The sequence below is a fragment of the Geodermatophilus sp. SYSU D01176 genome, from assembly GCF_054050015.1.
This window is the reverse complement of sequence record NZ_JBJGYN010000007.1, coordinates 86050-103550: the sequence shown is the minus strand read 5'-3', so window position 1 is coordinate 103550 and position 17501 is coordinate 86050. Positions and strand designations below refer to the sequence as shown.

The 17501-nt window shown below is 75.3% G+C and carries 13 protein-coding genes; 11 read left to right on the top strand and 2 right to left on the bottom strand.

Annotated features, from left to right (window positions below):
* Nucleotides 1–64 precede the first annotated feature (64 nt).
* From ACI78Z_RS06490 to ACI78Z_RS06440, 11 genes are all read left to right on the top strand, one after another.
* Entirely contained in the window at nucleotides 65–4366 is a 4302-nt protein-coding gene (locus ACI78Z_RS06490) for a PKD domain-containing protein (protein WP_457035708.1), read from the top strand.
* A 243-nt stretch (nucleotides 4367–4609) separates the two neighbouring features.
* Complete coding sequence (locus tag ACI78Z_RS06485) at nucleotides 4610–8173, top strand: PKD domain-containing protein (RefSeq protein ID WP_457035707.1); 3564 nt, start codon at nucleotides 4610–4612, stop codon at nucleotides 8171–8173.
* 120 nt (nucleotides 8174–8293) lie between these two features.
* Nucleotides 8294–8965: a prepilin peptidase gene (locus ACI78Z_RS06480; RefSeq protein WP_457035706.1), complete on the top strand. Its 672-nt coding sequence runs from the start codon at nucleotides 8294–8296 to the stop codon at nucleotides 8963–8965.
* A gap of 212 nt (nucleotides 8966–9177) precedes the next feature.
* Nucleotides 9178–9402 carry a Flp family type IVb pilin gene (locus ACI78Z_RS06475; protein ID WP_457035705.1) on the top strand — a complete coding sequence of 75 codons (225 nt, stop codon included), beginning with the start codon at nucleotides 9178–9180 and terminating at the stop codon, nucleotides 9400–9402.
* A 99-nt stretch (nucleotides 9403–9501) separates the two neighbouring features.
* Nucleotides 9502–9900, top strand: a complete 399-nt coding sequence (locus tag ACI78Z_RS06470; protein ID WP_457035704.1) for a TadE/TadG family type IV pilus assembly protein — start codon at nucleotides 9502–9504, stop codon at nucleotides 9898–9900.
* Nucleotides 9888–10856, top strand: coding sequence for a pilus assembly protein TadG-related protein (locus ACI78Z_RS06465; protein WP_457035703.1), 969 nt, complete (start codon nucleotides 9888–9890; stop codon nucleotides 10854–10856). The genes ACI78Z_RS06470 and ACI78Z_RS06465 overlap by 13 nt, the downstream gene beginning before the upstream one ends.
* Nucleotides 10857–10865: 9 nt before the next feature.
* Nucleotides 10866–11600 (top strand): Flp pilus assembly protein CpaB, encoded by a 735-nt coding sequence (cpaB, locus tag ACI78Z_RS06460; RefSeq protein WP_457035702.1) that lies wholly within the window; start codon nucleotides 10866–10868, stop codon nucleotides 11598–11600.
* Complete coding sequence (locus ACI78Z_RS06455) at nucleotides 11597–12787, top strand: AAA family ATPase (protein WP_457035701.1); 1191 nt, start codon at nucleotides 11597–11599, stop codon at nucleotides 12785–12787. The genes cpaB and ACI78Z_RS06455 overlap by 4 nt, the downstream gene beginning before the upstream one ends.
* Complete coding sequence (locus tag ACI78Z_RS06450) at nucleotides 12784–14205, top strand: CpaF family protein (RefSeq protein ID WP_457035700.1); 1422 nt, start codon at nucleotides 12784–12786, stop codon at nucleotides 14203–14205. Before ACI78Z_RS06455 ends, ACI78Z_RS06450 begins: the two co-directional genes overlap by 4 nt.
* A complete protein-coding gene (locus tag ACI78Z_RS06445; protein WP_457035699.1) occupies nucleotides 14205–15137 on the top strand; it encodes a type II secretion system F family protein in 933 nt (310 codons plus the stop codon). Before ACI78Z_RS06450 ends, ACI78Z_RS06445 begins: the two co-directional genes overlap by 1 nt.
* Entirely contained in the window at nucleotides 15137–16027 is an 891-nt protein-coding gene (locus ACI78Z_RS06440) for a type II secretion system F family protein (protein ID WP_457035698.1), read from the top strand. Before ACI78Z_RS06445 ends, ACI78Z_RS06440 begins: the two co-directional genes overlap by 1 nt.
* 96 nt (nucleotides 16028–16123) lie before the next feature.
* On the opposite strand, the gene ACI78Z_RS06435 is transcribed toward ACI78Z_RS06440, so the two are convergent.
* Both ACI78Z_RS06435 and ACI78Z_RS06430 read right to left on the bottom strand, forming a co-directional pair.
* A complete protein-coding gene (locus ACI78Z_RS06435; protein ID WP_457035697.1) occupies nucleotides 16124–17005 on the bottom strand; it encodes an endonuclease domain-containing protein in 882 nt (293 codons plus the stop codon).
* Between the two features lie 129 nt (nucleotides 17006–17134).
* Nucleotides 17135–17479 (bottom strand): hypothetical protein, encoded by a 345-nt coding sequence (locus ACI78Z_RS06430; RefSeq protein ID WP_457035696.1) that lies wholly within the window; start codon nucleotides 17477–17479, stop codon nucleotides 17135–17137.
* Nucleotides 17480–17501: the final 22 nt, after the last annotated feature.

The window sequence follows — 17501 nt, the reverse complement described above, 5'->3', positions numbered from 1 at the left end:
AACGAGCTCGTACGAACACCCGTGGCGACGGCTGTCCGCGTCCACGAGCTCCCGGAGATCCCGCATGTCCTCAGTTCTCGAGCCGTCCGACCGGCGCCTGCGCCGGCGCCGGGCAGGCTCCACGGCCGTCGCCGGTGTGCTGACCGCCGGCCTGGCCGTCCTCGGTCTCGCCGTGCCCGGTACCGCGGCCGCCGACACCCGGCCGGTCACCCCCGGCACGCCGGCCACCGTCGCCGCCGACGCGCTGCCCACCGTGCAGGTCGACGGCGTGGTCTGGTCGCAGGTCGTCGTCGGCAACACCGTCTACGCCGCCGGGCGGTTCGGCACGGCCCGCCCGGCCGGTGCCGCCCCCGGCACGCAGGAGACGGTCCGCAACAACCTGCTCGCCTACGACATCCGCACCGGCGCGCTCGTCACGTCCTTCGCACCCGACCTCAACGGCCAGGCGCTGGCGCTGGCGGCGTCCCCCGACGGGACCCGCCTCTACGTCGGCGGCGACTTCACCCAGGCCAACGGGCAGGTCCGCAACCGCGTGGCCGCCTACGACCTCCGCACCGGGACGCTGGTGCCGTCCTTCGCCCCGAGCGTCAGCTCGCAGGTGCGCGCACTGGCCGCTACGAACGACACCGTCTACCTCGGCGGCAACTTCGCCGCCCTCGGCGGTGTGAGCCGCAGCCAGCTGGCCGCGGTCCGGGCCTCCGACGGCGGCCTGCTGCCCTGGGCCCCGGTGCCGGGCCCCGGCCCGGTGACCGGCAACCGCGACGGCAACACCGCCACCAGCACCGAGGTGATGGCCCTGGTCGTCACCGGCGGTGGCAGCCAGGTGGTGGCCGCCGGGCGGTTCGACACCCTCAACGGCGCCAAGGCCACCGGTGTGGGCGCCCTCGACGCCGTCACCGGCGCGACCCGGCCCTTCGCGGTCAACCAGCTGATCACCAACCAGGGCATCAACTCCGCGGTGTACAGCCTCTCCACCGACGGCACCGCCGTGTACGGCACCGGCTACGACTACTTCGGGCCGGGCAACCTGGAGGGCTCGTTCGCCGCGCGGGCCGACGGCGGGGCGGTCATCGCCATCAACGGCTGCCACGGCGACTCCTACTCGAGCTTCCCGGTCGGCGGCGTCCTGTACATCGCCACCCACGCCCACCAGTGCGCGCCGATCGGCGGCTTCCCCGAGCAGAACCCCCGGGTGAACAAGTTCGCGACCGCGGTCACGACCACCGCCACCGGCAGGACCACGGACCCGTCGCTGCGCAACACGAACCTCCGCGACCAGCCCGCCCCGACGCTGCTGCCGTGGTTCCCGACCATGTCCGCCGGCCAGGTCACCGGTCAGCTGCAGGCCGGCTGGTCGGTCAGCGGCAACAGCCAGTACGTCGTGTTCGGCGGCGAGTTCCCGCGGGTCAACGGCGTCGCCCAGCAGGGCCTGGTCCGCTACGCCGTCTCCTCCCTCGCGCCCAACGACCGGGGACCGGAGACGACGGCGGCGGCGCTGCGACCCAACGCCACCTCCACCACGGCCGGGCAGGTCACCGTGACCTGGCCCGCCGCGTGGGACATGGACAACGCCGAGCTGACCTACCAGGTCCTGCGGGACGGCGGGACGACGCCCATCCACACCGTCACGGCCACCAACTCGTGGTGGGACCGGCCCGAGCTGACCTTCACCGACCCCCGGCCCGCCGGCTCCACGGCGTCCTACCGGGTCGTCGTCACCGACCCGTTCGGCAACACGGTCACCAGCTCGCCGTCGAACACGGTCACGGTCGCGTCGGCCACCAGCGCCTACGCCAACCGGGTCCTGGCCGACGGCCCCGACCAGTACTGGCGGCTCGGTGAGCCCTCCGGCACCACGTCCCTCGACCACGCCGGCACCACGAACCTGACCACGGGCGCCGGGATCACCCGGGGCACCGCGGGCGCCGTCGGGGGCGACTCCGCGGTGACCGCGAACGGGACGGCCACGGGCATCGCGTCGACCCGCGCCGCCACCGTGCCCACCCCCGCCGGCTCGTTCTCGGTGGAGGCCTGGGTGCGCACCACCTCCGGCGGTCTGATCGCCCAGTACAGCGACTCGCCCACGGCCGCGGCCACGAACCCGGCGGGCGCGGCCACCACGGTCGACCGGTCCCTCTACGTGGACGCCGAGGGGCGGCTCACCTTCGGCTCCCGGCGCGTGGTCCGGAACGTGCCCACCTACCCGCTCGTCCGCAGCCCCCAGCGGGTCGACGACGGCGCCTGGCACCACGTGGTCGCCACGGTGGGCACCGGCGGCGCGGCGCTGCACGTCGACGGCGTCCAGGTGGCCACCGAGCCGACGTTCACCACCGCCAACGCGTTCCTGGCCGGGTACTGGCACCTCGGCAGCGGCTCGCTGACCGGCTGGCCCGGCGCCCCGGCGAGCGCGTCGCTGACCGGCTCGCTCGACGAGGTCGCGATCTACTCGACGGCGCTCACCGCCGAGCAGGTGACGGCCCACCACGCGACCGCCACCGGCGCCCCCGCGCCCAACGCGGCGCCGACCGCGCGGTTCACCGCCACCACCGACGGCCTGGCGGTCGCGGTCGACGCCGCCGCGTCCACCGACCCCGACGGCACGGTCCGCTCGGTGGCGTGGGACTTCGGCGACGGCGCCACCGGCACCGGGACGACGGCGTCGCACACCTACGCCGCCGCCGGCACCTACCCGGTCACGGTCACGGTCACCGACGACGACGGCGCCACCGGGCGCACCACGCAGCAGGTGACCGTCACCGCGCCGCCGCCGCCGGCCGCTCCCGCCGCGATCGCCTCCGACGCCTTCGGGCGCACGGTCTCCGGCGGGCTGGGCACCGCCGACGTCGGCGGCCCGTGGACGGCCTCGGCCGGCGCCACGCGCCTGTCCGTCGCCCCGGGGACGGCGACCCTGGCCCTGCCCGGCACCGGCAACAACACCGGCGCGTACCTGGGTCAGGTGTCGCAGACCGCGGCCGACGTGCGGACGTCGTTCTCGCTGAGCTCGATGCCGACCGGCGGGGGCACGTACGTGTACGTCTCCGGCCGGCGGGTGTCGGCGGGCAACGAGTACCGGGTGCTCGCGAAGGTCATGGCCGACGGGCGGGTGTCGCTGACGCTGTCCCGCCTGGCCGGTGGCACGGAGGCGTGGCCGGGCGGCGAGGTCGTCCCCGGGCTGACGTACCGGGCCGGGACGACGCTGCACCTCCGCGTGCAGGTCACCGGCACCGGCCCGACGAGCATCGCCGCGACGGTCTGGGCCGACGGCGCGCCCGAGCCGGCCACCCCGCAGCTGGTGCGCACCGACACCACCGCGGCGCTGCAGGCGCCCGGCGCGGTCGGCCTGGCGGCCTACCGCCCGACCAGCGCCACCGCGGCGACCGCCGTCCGGGTCACCGGCTTCACGGCCACCGCGCCCGGCGCCGGGGGTGGTGAGCCGCCGGCGCCGAACCAGGCGCCGACGGCCGCCGCCACCGCCACGGCCAGCGGGCTGTCGGTGAGCGTGGACGGGTCGGGCTCCACCGACCCCGACGGCACGGTGCGCTCCTACGCCTGGACCTTCGGCGACGGCGGGACGGCGACCGGGGTCACCGCGTCGCACACCTACGGTGCGGCCGGCACCTACCCGGTGACCCTCACCGTCACCGACGACGACGGCGCCACGGCGACGACGACCCGCTCGGTGACCGTCGCCGACGACGCGCCCGCGCCGCCGGACCCGGTCGACCCGGCGGTCATCGCCGCCGACGCCTTCGGCCGCACCGTCTCCGGCGGCCTGGGCACCGCCGACGTGGGCGGTGCGTGGACGGTCTCGGCCGGCGGCACCCGCCAGTCGGTCGCCCCCGGGACGGCGACGCTCACCGTGGGGCCGGGCAACAACACCGGCTCCTACCTCGGCGCGGTCTCCCAGACCTCGGCCGACGTCCGGACCTCGTTCTCGCTCGGCTCGATGCCGACCGGCGGCGGCACGTACGTGTACGTCTCCGGCCGGCGGGTGTCGGCGGGCAACGAGTACCGGGTGGGCGTGAAGGTCGGCTCGGCCGGTCAGGTGTCCCTGGTGCTCTCGCGGCTCGCCGGCGGCACGGAGGCCTGGCCGGGCGGCGAGGTCGTCGTCCCCGGGCTGACGTACCGGGCCGGGACGACGCTGCACGTGCGCGTCCAGGTGTCGGGCACCGGCACGACCCGGGTGGCGGCGTCGGTGTGGGCCGACGGGACGACCGAGCCGGCCACCCCGCAGCTGGTGCGCACCGACACCACCGCGGCGCTGCAGGCTGCCGGCTCGGTGGGGCTGGCCGCCTACACCTCGGGCACCGCGACGGCGCCGGTCGCCGTCCGCGTCACCGCGCTGGAGGTGCGCCCGGTCGGCTGAGCCGGCCGACCTCCTGAGGGCCCCCGCCGGACCGGTCCGGCGGGGGCCCTCGCGCGTCCCCGGCCACCCGGACGGGTGCCCCGGCGACGGGCCAGGCATCACAGCGGGTGACGAACGCGGCAGCCGGGGTCCGGAAAGCCCTGCTCGTCACCGGATCGTGTGGGGTGACGACCCCTGGGCACGCTCAGATCGTCACGCTTAGTGTTCGTCGTCCGGTCCGGGGGAGGGCCGGTTCACGAGGTCATGACGGGGGAAACCATGCACTCGAGGTCGACGGCTGCGCTGCGAAGGCTCCTGGCCGGACTCATCAGCACGCTCCTGCTCGCCGGCGGTCTGGCGGTCCTGGCGCCCAGCGCCGCCCAGGCCGACTCCGCCCCGCTCGACCCGGCGAACCCGGCCACGCCGGTCACGGTGACCGCCGACCCGCTGCCCACCGTGCAGATCAACGGCGTCGCCTGGGCGCAGGTCGTCGTCGGCAACACCGTGTACGTCGCGGGCCGGTTCAGCACCGCCCGGCCCGCGGGCGCGCCGGCCGGCGTGGGCGAGGTGTGGCGGCACAACATCCTGGCCTACGACATCCGCACCGGTGCCCTGTCCACGACGTTCGCGCCGTACCTCAACGGGCAGGCCCTGAGCCTCGCCGCCTCCCCGGACGGCCAGCGGATCTACGTCGGCGGGGACTTCACCATCGCGAACAACCAGCCCCGCCAGCGGATCGCGGCGTTCACGCCCACCGGTGCGCTCGTCGACTCCTTCCGGCCCAGCGTCAACGGGCCGGTCAAGGCGATCGCCGCCAGCAACACGATGGTCTGGTTCGGCGGCAACCTGTCCGGCGTCGGCTCGGCCAGCCGCAACCGGCTGGCGCAGGTGCGGGCCGACAACGGCGCGCTGACCGGGTGGTGGCCGCACCCGGGCTACGGCTCGACCGACGGGAACGCCAACGGCAACCGGACGATGACCAACGAAGTCCTCTCGATGGTCCTCACCAACAACGGGTCCCAGCTCGTGGTCGCGGGCCGCTTCGACGGCATGAACGGCCAGCCGGCCACCGGCGTCGCCGCCCTGGACGCCGTCACCGGCCTCCTCCGGCCGTTCGCGATCAGCCGGCAGATCACCAACCAGGGGATCAACTCCGCCATCTGGAGCCTGTCCACCGACGGGACGTCGGTCTACGGCACCGGCTACAACCTCTTCGGCCCCGGCAACCTGGAGGGCTCCTTCGCGGCCACGGCCGACGGGGGTCACCTGAAGTGGATCAACGACTGCCGCGGCGACACCTACTCGACGTACGCGATGGGCGGCGCCCTCTACCAGGCCACCCACGAGCACGACTGCCACAACATCGGCAGCTACCCCGAGCAGAACCCGCAGGTCTGGAAGCGCGCCACCGCGGTCAGCCTCGCCCCGGTGGGCCAGGTCGGGCACTTCGTCATCAACAACACCGCCTGGCTGAAGAAGCCGGCGCCCGCGGTGCTCCCGTGGTTCCCGACCATGGCCGCGGGCACCGCCACCGGCCAGTACCAGGCCGGGTGGTCGGTGAGCGGCAACGGCCAGTACGTCGTCTTCGGCGGCGAGTTCCCCACGGTCAACGGGGTGCCGCAGCAGGGCCTGGTCCGCTACGCGCTGCCCTCGCTCGCGCCCAACCGGGTGGGCCCGGACCTCAGCGGCACGGCGCCGACCGCGACGGTCGCCGGCCCCGGTGCCGCGCGGCTCGCGTGGAAGGCCGCGTTCGACCTGGACAACGCCAACCTCACCTACCGCGTCTACCGGGACGGCGACACCACCACCCCGATCGCCACGCTGACCCGCGCCTCCGAGTGGTGGAACCGGCCGATGATGGGCTGGGTCGACACCGGGCTGAGCGCCGGTCCGCACACCTACAAGCTCCGCGTGTCCGACCCGGCCGGGAACACCGTCTGGACCGGCTCGATCCCGGTGACCCTGCCGACCGGCGGCAGCGGCATGCGGCCGTACCACGCGGCCGTCCGGGCCGACGGCGCGGTCGACTACTGGCCGCTGGGCGAGCTGGGCGGCGACGTCGCCTGGGCCCGCGCCGGCGGGACCGACATGCAGGCGTTCCCCGGGGCCCGCTTCGGCGCCCCCGGGGCGATCGCCGGCGACCCCGACCCGGCCGTGCAGCTGGACGGCTCTCCCAACGGCTACCTGGTCACCACCAACCCGGTGGCGGCGCCGCAGGTGTTCAGCACCGAGTTCTGGTTCGCCACGACGTCCCGCGCCGGCGGCCGGTTCATCGGCTTCGGCAACGCCCGCACGGGGCTGAGCACGGAGTACGACCGGCTGATCTACCTGGACCCGGCCGGCCGGCTGAACTTCGCCGTCTGGCCGCTCGAGGGCCGGGCCGTCACCTCGCCGGCCACCTACAACGACGGCCGCTGGCACCACGTCGTCGGCACCCTCGGCGGGCGGGGCCTGGAGCTCTACGTGGACGGCGCCCTGGTCGCCTCCCAGCCCTGGACCACCCGGGCGCACGACCAGTACGGCTACTGGCGGATCGGCGGCGACTCGACCTGGTCGGGCGCCCCGTTCATCGCCGGCCGCATGGACGAGGTGGCCATCTACGAGACGGCGCTCTCGCCCGCGACCATCGCCAACCACCACAGCCTGGGCACGACCGGCCGGCCGGCCAACACCGCGCCGACCGCGTCGTTCAGCGCGACGCCGGCCGACCTGACCGTCGCGGTCGACGGCAGCGGGTCGACCGACCCCGGCGGTCGGGTCACCGCGCACGCCTGGAACTGGGGTGACGGGACCGCGACCGGGTCCGGCGCCACCGCCACGCACACCTACGTGGCGGCCGGCACCTACACGGTGACCCTCACCGTCACCGACGACACCGGCACGACCGGCCGGACCTCGCAGCAGGTCACGGTGACCGCGCCCCCGGCCAACCAGCCGCCGGCGGCCGCCTTCACCGCGGCCCCCAGCGGGCTGGAGCTGGCGGTGGACGGCTCGCCCTCGGCCGACCGGGACGGCCGGGTCGCCTCCTACGCCTGGACGTTCGGCGACGGCGGGACGGCGACCGGCGCGACCGCGCAGCACACCTACGCGGCGGCGGGCACGTACCCGGTGACGCTCACGGTGACCGACGACGACGGCGCCACCGCGAGCACCTCGCAGCAGGTGACCGTCACCGCCCCGCCGGCGGGCGCCCTCGCCCGCGACGCCTTCGACCGGACGGCGACCGGCGGCTGGGGCACCGCGGACCTGGGCGGGACGTGGACGGCGTCGGCCGGCGCGGCCCGGCTGTCGGTGACCCCGGGGACGGCGGAGCTCGCCCTCCCGGGCGCCGGGAACAACACCGGCGCGTTCCTGGGCTCGGTGTCCTCGGCCTCGGTCGACCTGCGCACGTCGTTCTCGCTGAGCTCGATGCCGACCGGCGGGGGCACGTACGTGTACGTCACCGGGCGGCGGGTCTCGGCGGGCAACGAGTACCGGGTGCTGGTGAAGGTGCTGGCCGACGGGCGGGTGTCGCTGACGCTGTCCCGGCTGGCGGAGGGGGTCGAGGCCTGGCCGGGCGGCGAGGTCATCGTCCCGGGCCTGACCTACACCGAGGGCACGACGCTGAAGGTGCGGGTACGGGTGTCGGGCACCGGCACGACCGACGTCGCGGCGACGGTGTGGGCCGACGGCATGCCCGAGCCGGCCACCCCGCAGCTGGTGCGCACCGACACCACCGCGGCGCTGCAGGCACCGGGCGCGGTCGGGCTGGCCGCCTACCGGCCGGGCAGTTCCACCGCGGCGACGACGGTCCGGGTCGGCGGTCTCGAGGTGACCGACGGGCGCTGAGCCCGCGCTCCCGGCCAGCCGCCGCCGCACGTCCCCCCAGGGCGTGCGGCGGCGGCTCGCGCCGTCCCCGGATCGGTGGCGGTCCCGCACCGGCGGCCGCCGTCGTGCCATCGTCGCGCTGTGCTCGCCGCCCTCGCCGTCGTCGCCCTGCTCCTCGGGGCGGCCGCCGGGGTGCTCGTCAACCGCGCGGCGGGGCGCTTTCCCTGGCCGGCGGACGCCGGGGCCCGGGCGCTGCTGGGCCCCGGTCCGGTCGCCGTCCGGCCGCCGTGGGTCGAGGTCGCGACCGCGCTGCTGTGCGCCCTGACGGTGCTGCGCTCGGGTCTGTCCTGGGAGCTGCCGGCGTTCCTGCTGCTCGCCGTGGTGGGCGCGCTGCTCGCCGTCGTCGACCTGCAGCACCGGCTGCTGCCCAACCGCGTGGTGCTGCCGGCGCTGGCCGCGGGCACGGCGCTGCTGGTCCTCCCGGCCCTGGCCGACGGCGCCTGGGGCGCGCTGCTGCGGGCGGTGCTCGGCGCGGCGGCCCTCTTCGCGGTGTACCTGGCGCTCGCGCTGGTCTCGCCCGGGGGCCTGGGCATGGGCGACGTCAAGCTCGCCGCTCTCCTCGGCCTGTACCTGGGCTGGCTCGGCTGGGCGGCGGTCCTGCTGGGCGCGCTCGCCGGCTTCGTCGTCCAGGCGGGGGTCGCGCTGGCCCTGCTGGCGACCCGGCGGATCGGGTTGCGCGGCGAGCTGCCGTTCGGGCCCGCGATGCTCGCCGGTGCCGCCCTGGTGATCGGCGGGACCGCGCTGCTGCCCTGAGCCCCTCCCGGCGGTTTCCGCGGAAACGCCGCACGTGGGCGGTGACGGGGAGTGACCCACACCTGCGCGTCCACCCCTCCGGGGGAGCGGCGTCGCCCGATCAGGTGCACGGGGCTCAAGCCGGCGCATGTCCCGACCGACACCTCCTGGCAAGTGCCGCGACGCCGGGTCGCCCGACCCGGACCGGCCGGCACCGTCCCCTGGGAGTCCCCGTGCTGAACCTCGTCACCAACCCGCTGGCCACGCTCGTCACGCTCTACTCGTTCGCCGAGGAGCGCCTCACGCGCGAGGAGAAGGGCGCGACCGCCGTCGAGTACGGCCTCATGGTCGGCCTGATCGCCGTCGTCATCATCGCCGCGGTCGTGGCCCTCGGCGGTCGCCTCAACACGCTGTTCACGACCATCGTCACGAGCCTCGGCGGCACCGTCACGCCCTGACCTCGGCTCCACCCACCGGCGCAGCGGCCCCGTCCCCCCGGGGCCGCTGCGCCGCGCCGCACCCGGCGACGACGACCAGCGGGAAGGAGGTGGGGAGGAGTGCGCACCAGACTGCGCGACGAGCACGGCGCCACCGCCGTGGAGTTCGCGATGATCGTGCCGCTGCTGCTCGTCCTGGTGCTCGGCATCGCCGAGTTCGGGCACGCGTTCCAGGTGCACGGCACCCTGTCCGCCGCCGCCCGCGAGGGCGCCCGGGTCATGGCTCTGCAGAACGACCCGGCCGCGGCGCGCGCCGCCGTCCGCGACGCCAGCCCCACCCTCGACCCGGCGGTCACCAACGCCCAGATCACCGTCACGCCGCCGACCGGCTGCCCGATGACGAGCACCACGACGCAGAACGTGCGCGTGACCGTCGACTACCCGATGCCGTTCCTCACCGGCTTCTTCGGCGCGCGCATCGGCCTGACCGGGACGGGGGTCATGCGGTGCAACGGCTGACGAAGGCCCCTTCTGCCCTTCGGCGCCGGCTGGCCGGCGAGCACGGCGCCTCCGCGGTGCTCCTGGCGCTGCTGCTGGTCCCGGTCCTCGGGTTCACCGCGATCGCCGTCGACGTCGGTGCCCTGTACGCGGAGAAGGCGCGGCTGCAGGTCGCCGCCGACGCCGCCGCCCTCGCCGTGGCCGCCGACTGCGCTCGCGGCGCCTGCGGCGACATGCAGGCGACCGCGCAGGCGATGGTCGACGCCAACCTCGGTGGTGCCGACGCCGCCCCGCCGGTCCTCGCGTCCGACCCCAACCGCGTCACCGTCTCCGGGGACACCCCGAAGGAGCACTGGTTCGCCCCGGTCATCGGCCACGAGTCCACCCGGGTGACGGCCACCGCGACGGTCGCGTGGGGCGGGGTCGGCCGCGGCACCGCCGTCCTGCCGCTGACCTTCTCGTGGTGCGAGTTCGAGCAGCAGACCGGCGGGGGGCTGCCCTCGGGGACGACCGAGCACACCGTCTTCTTCACCAAGACGTCGAACACGGTGGGCTGCACGGGCCCGTCGGAGAACTTCGTCCCGGGCGGCTTCGCCTACCTGGACACCCCGGCCGCGAAGTGCGAGGCGGCCAGCGCGCGCGAGGAGCGCTCGTACTCCTCCACGGGCAACACCCCGCCCGCGGTGTGCCAGCCGTCCTACGTCGCCTCGCTGGTCGGCCAGACGGTGCTCCTGCCGCTCTTCGACCGGTCCGGCGACTCCGGCAGCAACGCCTGGTACCACGTCTACGCCTACGCGGCCTTCCGGATCACCGGGTACCACTTCGGCGGCCAGTTCGGGACCACGCCACGCCCGTGCGGCGGGAACGAGCGCTGCATCAGCGGCTACTTCACCCGCTTCGTCGAGATGTCCGACCGCTTCGACTACGACTCCAGCGCTCCGGACACCGGCGCCTGGGTCCTCCGACTCGTCCGATAGGGGCCCCTCGTGAGACGCCGACTGCTCGCCGCCCTCGCGGCGCTGGTCCTCGCCGCCACCGGCGCCGTGGTCCTGCTGGCCTACGTGCGCGGTGCCGACGCCCGCGCGCTGGCCGGGACCGAGACCGTGGACGTGCTCGTGGTCGACCAGCCGGTCGCCGAGGGGACACCGGGGGAGGACCTGGCCGACCTGGTCCGCACCGAGCGGCTGCCGGCCAAGGCGGTCGTCCCGGGCGGGGTCACCGACCTCGACACCCTCGCCGGGCAGGTCGCCACCGTCGACCTCCAGCCGGGCGAGCAGCTGCTGGCCGCTCGCTTCGCCGCGCCGGAGGACCTCGGCGTGCCGGGCACGGTCGCCGCGCCCGCGGGCACGTCGGAGGTGAGCATCCTGCTCGAGCCGCAGCGCGCCGTCGGCGGCCGCCTGGCGGCCGGCGACACGGTCGGCGTGCACGTCTCCCTCGAGGGCAGGACGGACGTCGTCCTCAACCGCGTGCTGGTCACCCAGGTGCAAGGTGCCCCCGCCCCCGTTCCGGACGGTCAGACGACCGACACCGCCGCCACGGGCGGTGCGGCTCCCTCGGCCAGCCTGATGGTGACCCTGGGGCTGCGCGCCGAGGCGGCCGAGGCCGTCGTCTTCGCCATGGAGCACGGCACCGTCTGGCTCTCCCTCGAGCCCGAGGGCGTCGACACCACCGGCACCGAGGTCGTCACCTCCCAGAACGTCTACGACAAGGACTACTCATGAGTCGCGTGGTTCTCGGCGCAGCCGACGAGGAGATCGTCCTGCGCGTCAAGGAGGCGACCGAGGGCGACGTGCACGTGCTGCCCGCCGGCCGGCTGCCCGCCGATCCCGGGCGGCTGTTCGAGCAGCTGGTCGACGGCGAGCTGCCCGACGTCCTGCTCATCGGCCCGCTCGCGCCACCGGACGCGGTGCTCTCGCTCGCCTCACGGCTGGACGTGCAGAGCCCCGGGATCACCGTGGTGCTCATGGCCGAGGCCTCGCCGCAGATGTGGCAGGCGGCGATGCGCTCCGGCATCCGCGACCTGCTCTCGCCCTCCGCCGACGTCCTCACCATCCGGGAGGCCGTCGAGCGGGCCGGCGCCGCCGCGGCCGGACGGCGACGGGTGCTGCGCCCGGTCGAGGAGACCGCCCGCTACACCGGCCGGGTCATCACCGTGGCCTCGCCGAAGGGCGGCGTCGGCAAGACCACCGTGTCGACCAACCTGGCGATCGGCCTCACCGCGGCCGCGCCGCAGTCGACCGTGCTGGTCGACCTCGACGTCCAGTTCGGCGACGTCGCCTCCGCGCTCGGCCTGGTGCCCGAGTACGCGCTGCCCGACGTCGCCCACGGGCCGGCGACCGAGGACACGATGGTCCTCAAGACCTTCCTCACCCAGCACTCCAGCGGCCTGTACGCGGTGTGCGGGGCGGAGTCCCCGGCGGCCGGCGACACGGTCACCGCCGCGGACGTCACGCGGCTGCTGGCCTCGCTGGCCCGCGAGTTCCGCTACGTCGTCGTCGACACCGCGCCGGGGCTCTCGGAGCAGACCCTGGCCGCCCTCGACCGCGCCACCGACGTGGTGATGCTCAGCAGCATGGACGTCCCCGGCGTCCGCGGGCTGCGCAAGGAGCTCGACGTGCTGCGCGAGCTGTGCATGATCCCGGCCGGCCGGCACGTGGTCATGAACTTCGCCGACGCCAAGGGCGGGCTGTCGGTGCGCGACGTGGAGACCGCCATCGGCACCGGGGTGGACGTCGTCGTCCCGCGCTCGGCCGCGGTGCCGGTGTCGACCAACCAGGGCGTGCCGATCGTCACCGGCGGCCGCAAGGACCCGGCGGCCAAGGAGCTGCGCCGGCTGGTCGCCCGGTTCTCCGCCACCCCGATCGTCAAGCCCGGCCAGTACCGGGCCAAGCACCGGGCGGCGTCGTGAACCTCGCCTCGCGCCTCGCCGCGGCGCAGGGGCGGTCCGCCGTCCCCGACCTCCCGGCCGCGCCCGCCGTCGTCCCGCAGCCCCGGCCCGTGACCCCGGCCCGGCCCTCGGCCCCGGCCGCCCCACCCACCGACGCGCTCGCCAAGCTCAAGGACCGCGTCGCCAAGGCGCTGTTCGAGCGCATGGGCAACCGGATGAACGACCCGTTGCTGTCCGAGGACCAGCTGCGCACGATCGTCCTCGGCGAGCTCGACGAGGTGGTCGAGGAGGAGCGGGTCCCGCTCTCGGCCGAGGAGCGGGCGCGGCTGACCGCCGAGCTGGCCGACGACGTCCTCGGCTACGGCCCGCTGCAGCGGCTGCTCGACGACCCGAGCGTCACCGAGATCATGTGCAACGGCCCGGACGCGGTCTACGTCGAGCAGGAGGGCCGGCTGGTCCGCACCCCCGCCCGGTTCACCTCCGAGGAGCACCTGCGCCGGGTCATCGACCGGATCGTGTCCCGGGTGGGACGGCGGATCGACGAGTCCTCCCCGCTGGTCGACGCCCGGCTGGCCGACGGCTCCCGCGTCAACGCGATCATCCCGCCGCTGGCCTTCAGCGGATCGACGCTGACCATCCGCAAGTTCGCCAAGGACCCGTTCACCGTCGACGACCTCATCGGCTTCGGCACCCTCTCCCCGGAGATGGCCGAGCTGCTGCGGGCCTGCGTGGAGGCCCGGCTCAACGTCATCGTCTCCGGCGGCACCGGCACCGGGAAGACGACGCTGCTCAACGTGCTGTCCTCCTTCATCCCGGACGGCGAGCGGATCGTCACCATCGAGGACGCCGTCGAGCTGCAGCTGCAGCAGGACCACGTCGTCCGGCTGGAGTCCCGGCCGCCCAACATCGAGGGCCGGGGCGCGATCACCATCCGCGACCTGGTGCGCAACTCGCTGCGGATGCGCCCCGACCGGATCGTGGTCGGGGAGTGCCGCGGCGGGGAGTCGCTGGACATGCTGCAGGCGATGAACACCGGCCACGACGGGTCGCTGTCCACCGTGCACGCCAACTCCCCGCGCGACGCCATCGCCCGCCTGGAGACCCTCGTGCTCATGGCCGGCATGGACCTTCCGCTGCGCGCCATCCGCGAGCAGATCGCCTCCGCCGTCGACGTCGTCGTCCAGCTGACCCGGCTGCGCGACGGCACCCGCCGGGTCACCCACGTGACAGAGGTGCAGGGCATGGAGGGGGAGACGGTCACCCTCCAGGACGCGTTCCTCTTCGACTACTCCGCCGGGGTGGACGCCGCGGGCCGGTTCCTCGGCAAGCCGGTGCCCACCGGGGTGCGGCCGCGGTTCACCGACCGGTTCGACGAGCTCGGCATCAAGGTCTCGCCGCGGGTCTTCGGCACCGTCGAGCCGCGGCGGGGGTGGGCCTGATGCTGCTGCTCGCGGGCCTGCTCGCGGTCACCGGCGCGCTGCTGCTGCTCACCCTCGTCGTCCTGCCGGCCGGCCCCCGGCGGGTGCCGCTGTCCCGGCTGGACCCCGCGGTGGCGCCGCCGACGTCCCCGCTGGCCGGGGCCTCGGCCGCCGCCGGTGCCGCGGTGGAGCGGGCGCTGGCCCGCCGCGGCCGGATCGCCTCGGGCACCGCCGCGCTGGAGCGGGCCGGGGTGGCGATGGCGCTGCCGGACGTCGTCCTGCTGGTCGGCCTGGCCACCGTCATCCTCGGCGCGCTCGGTCTGCTGCTGGGCGGGGTGCTGCTGGCGGTCGTGTTCGCGGCGGTGGCCCCGCTGGGCACCAAGGCGCTGCTCGGGGTCAAGCGGGGACGGCGCCAGGCGGCGTTCGCCGACCAGCTCGACGACTCGCTGCAGCTGATGGCGTCGAGCCTGCGCGCCGGCCACAGCCTGCTGCGCGCGGTCGACGCCGTCTCCACCGAGGCCGCGTCCCCCACGGCCGAGGAGTTCGCCCGCATCGTCAACGAGACCCGGGTGGGCCGCGACCTCGGCGACGCCCTCGAGGAGGTGGCCGAGCGGACCGCCAGCGACGACTTCCGCTGGGTCGCCCAGGCGATCGGCATCCACCGCGAGGTCGGCGGCAACCTGGCCGAGGTGCTCGACACCGTCGGGCACACCATCCGCGAGCGCAACGCCATCCGGCGGCAGGTCAAGGCGCTGTCGGCCGAGGGCAAGCTGTCGGCGATCGTGCTGATGGGCCTGCCGTTCGGCATCGTCGGGTTCCTGTCGGTGACCAACCCCGCCTACCTCGCCGGCTTCACCGAGGGTCTCGCCGGCTACCTGATGATCGCCACGGTCGTCGTGCTGCTCGTCGTCGGCGGGCTGTGGCTCAAGAAGACCGTGGCGATCAGGTTCTGATGCTCCCCGCTCCCGTGCTCGCGGCCGCGCTGGCCGTCGCCCTCGCCGTCCCGCTGCTGGGCTGGGCCCTGCTCGCCCGCCCGCAGGACGCCGCCGCCCGCGCCCGGGCCAACCTGACCCGCGGCCTCGAGCTGACCGGTGCGGCTCCCGCCCGGCCGCGGGCCCGGTTGCTGCCCGGGCTGGCCCGGGCCCTCACCCCGGCCGGCACGGTGGCCCGGCTCAACCGGCTGGCCGGCGCCGCGGGCCGCCCCGCCGAGTGGCCGGTGCCCCGGCTGGTGGCGGCCAAGCTGGTGCTCGCCGTCGTCGCGGCGGCGCTCGGCGGGCTGGTGGTGTCGGCGAGCCCCGGCCCGCTCACCGTGCTGCTGGCCGTCGTCGTGACGGGGGTGGCCTATGTCGTCCCCGAGCTGCTGCTCTACAGCCGCGGCCAGGAACGGCAGCAGGCGATCGCGCTGGAGCTGGCGGACACCCTGGACCAGATGACGATCGCGGTGGAGGCCGGGCTCGGCTTCGAGGCGGCGATGGCGCGGGCCGGGCGCAACGGGCGCGGCCCGCTCGCCGAGGAGCTGGTGCGCACGCTGCAGGACATCGCCGTCGGCCAGCCCCGCCGCGAGGCCTACCTCGCGCTGGCCGAGCGGACGGCGGTGCCCGACCTGCGCCGGTTCATCCGCGCGGTCGTGCAGGCCGACGCGTACGGGGTCTCCATCGCCGACGTGCTGCGCACCCAGGCCGCCGAGATGCGGCTCAAGCGCCGGCAGCGGGCCGAGGAGAAGGCGATGCAGATCCCGGTGAAGGTGATCTTCCCGCTGATCCTCTGCATCCTGCCGACGCTGTTCATCGTGCTGCTCGGTCCCGCCGTCCTGGACATCGCGGCGGCGTTCGGCGGGGAGTGAGCTCCGGCGAGATCGCGCGATCTCACCGAGTCATGCGAACTCGGAGCGATCAGGCGCTGATGGCCACGAGTTCGCATGACTCGGCGCCGCGTGGGGTCAGGAGCCTGCGAGCGCGCGCTTGATCGTGGCCGCCACCCACGCGGGGCGGCCCACCAGGTCGGCGGAGGTGAAGCGGAGCACCACCCAGCCGGCGAGCACCAGACGGTTCTGCCGGCGGAGGTCGTCGACGAAGACGCGGCGCTCGCGATGGACGTCGCCGTCGAACTCGAGCAGCACCCTGTGCTCCGGCCATGCCATGTCCACGCGCCCGAGGAACTCCCCGCGCCCGCCGCGGACGACGTGCTGGAGCACCGGCGCCGGCAGCCCGGCCTCGTGGACGATCCACCGCGCGACCGACTCCATCGGTGAGCCGGCCAGTGCATCGGCGACGGACAGGACCGCCCGTGCGGTGCGGACCCCGCGCAGCCCGCGGGCCGTGTCGAGCACCCGCTGGAAGGCCTCGCTGGGGTACCTCCGCGCCAGCATCTGGTCGGTGACCGCCAGCAGGGCAGCGGCGGGGAGCACGGCCGCCAGATCACGCCACGTCCGGCCGGGCGAGGTCAGGGCCACGTCACCGCGCCGGACGATCTGCCACTCGGGCACGTGGGCGCAGTGCACCTGGCGGTCGGCACGCGACCGGATGCGCGTGCCGGGCGGGACCGTGAGGTGGATCCGGTGGTCCGCCGGCACGAGCGGGATCTGCAGACCCCACAGCGCGGCTGCGGTCCGGTGACTGAGGAGGGCGGCGGCCGGGGCACCGAGCAGCACGGCGGTCACGCGGGTCCGGACGTCGTCCGCCGTCGCGGCGGGTAGGTAGGTGTTCCGGGAGCTGCGGACGACCTCGAGGTGCCGCAGTTGCCAGTCGGTCACCCCTTCGGCGCGGGCGCCGGCCCGGTCGGTCGGTCGTCGGATCGGCGGGGGCACGCGAGGCGTGGGCACCTGCGCACGATGCCGTCGTCCGCCGTGCTCCCGCTCGCGCTGTCCACAGGGGCACCGAGTCATGCGAACTCGGGGCGATCAGGCGCTGATGGCCACGAGTTCGGATGACTCGGCGTCGACCCCCAGGGCTCAGCCGGTGGACCGGGGCTGGGCCGGGTTGGTCGGGTCGCCCTGGGACGGCGGGTTGATCACCGGGCCGGTCGTCGCCTCGGAGACCTTGGAGCCGGCCGCGGCGTGCACCGGGTCGTCGACGGCCGCGGCGGCGGGGTCGCCCCCGGAGGGCTGGGCGCCCTCCCGCAGCGCGGTCAGGCGGTTCTCCATGATCGTCACCACCTGCAGCCGGTCGGCGTGCGCGCGCTCGTACTCCAGCAGCGTCTCCAGGCCCGCGGCGTCCAGCGTGCGGATCCGCGACGCCAGGCCCTCCACGGGGAGGTGGTCGTAGTCGGGCAGCGGCAGTTGGTCGTGCTCGGTCATGGGCGACCGCCTACCCCCGCCT

Bases quoted from the DNA above. Each gene is read 5' to 3' on its own strand.
- ACI78Z_RS06485 (WP_457035707.1), top strand. From the start codon at position 4,610: ATGACGGGGGAAACCATGCACTCGAGGTCGACGGCTGCGCTGCGAAGG.
- ACI78Z_RS06445 (WP_457035699.1), top strand. From the start codon at position 14,205: ATGCTGCTGCTCGCGGGCCTGCTCGCGGTCACCGGCGCGCTGCTGCTG.
- ACI78Z_RS06490 (WP_457035708.1), top strand. From the start codon at position 65: ATGTCCTCAGTTCTCGAGCCGTCCGACCGGCGCCTGCGCCGGCGCCGG.
- ACI78Z_RS06430 (WP_457035696.1), bottom strand. From the start codon at position 17,479: ATGACCGAGCACGACCAACTGCCGCTGCCCGACTACGACCACCTCCCC.
- ACI78Z_RS06455 (WP_457035701.1), top strand. From the start codon at position 11,597: ATGAGTCGCGTGGTTCTCGGCGCAGCCGACGAGGAGATCGTCCTGCGC.
- ACI78Z_RS06440 (WP_457035698.1), top strand. From the start codon at position 15,137: ATGCTCCCCGCTCCCGTGCTCGCGGCCGCGCTGGCCGTCGCCCTCGCC.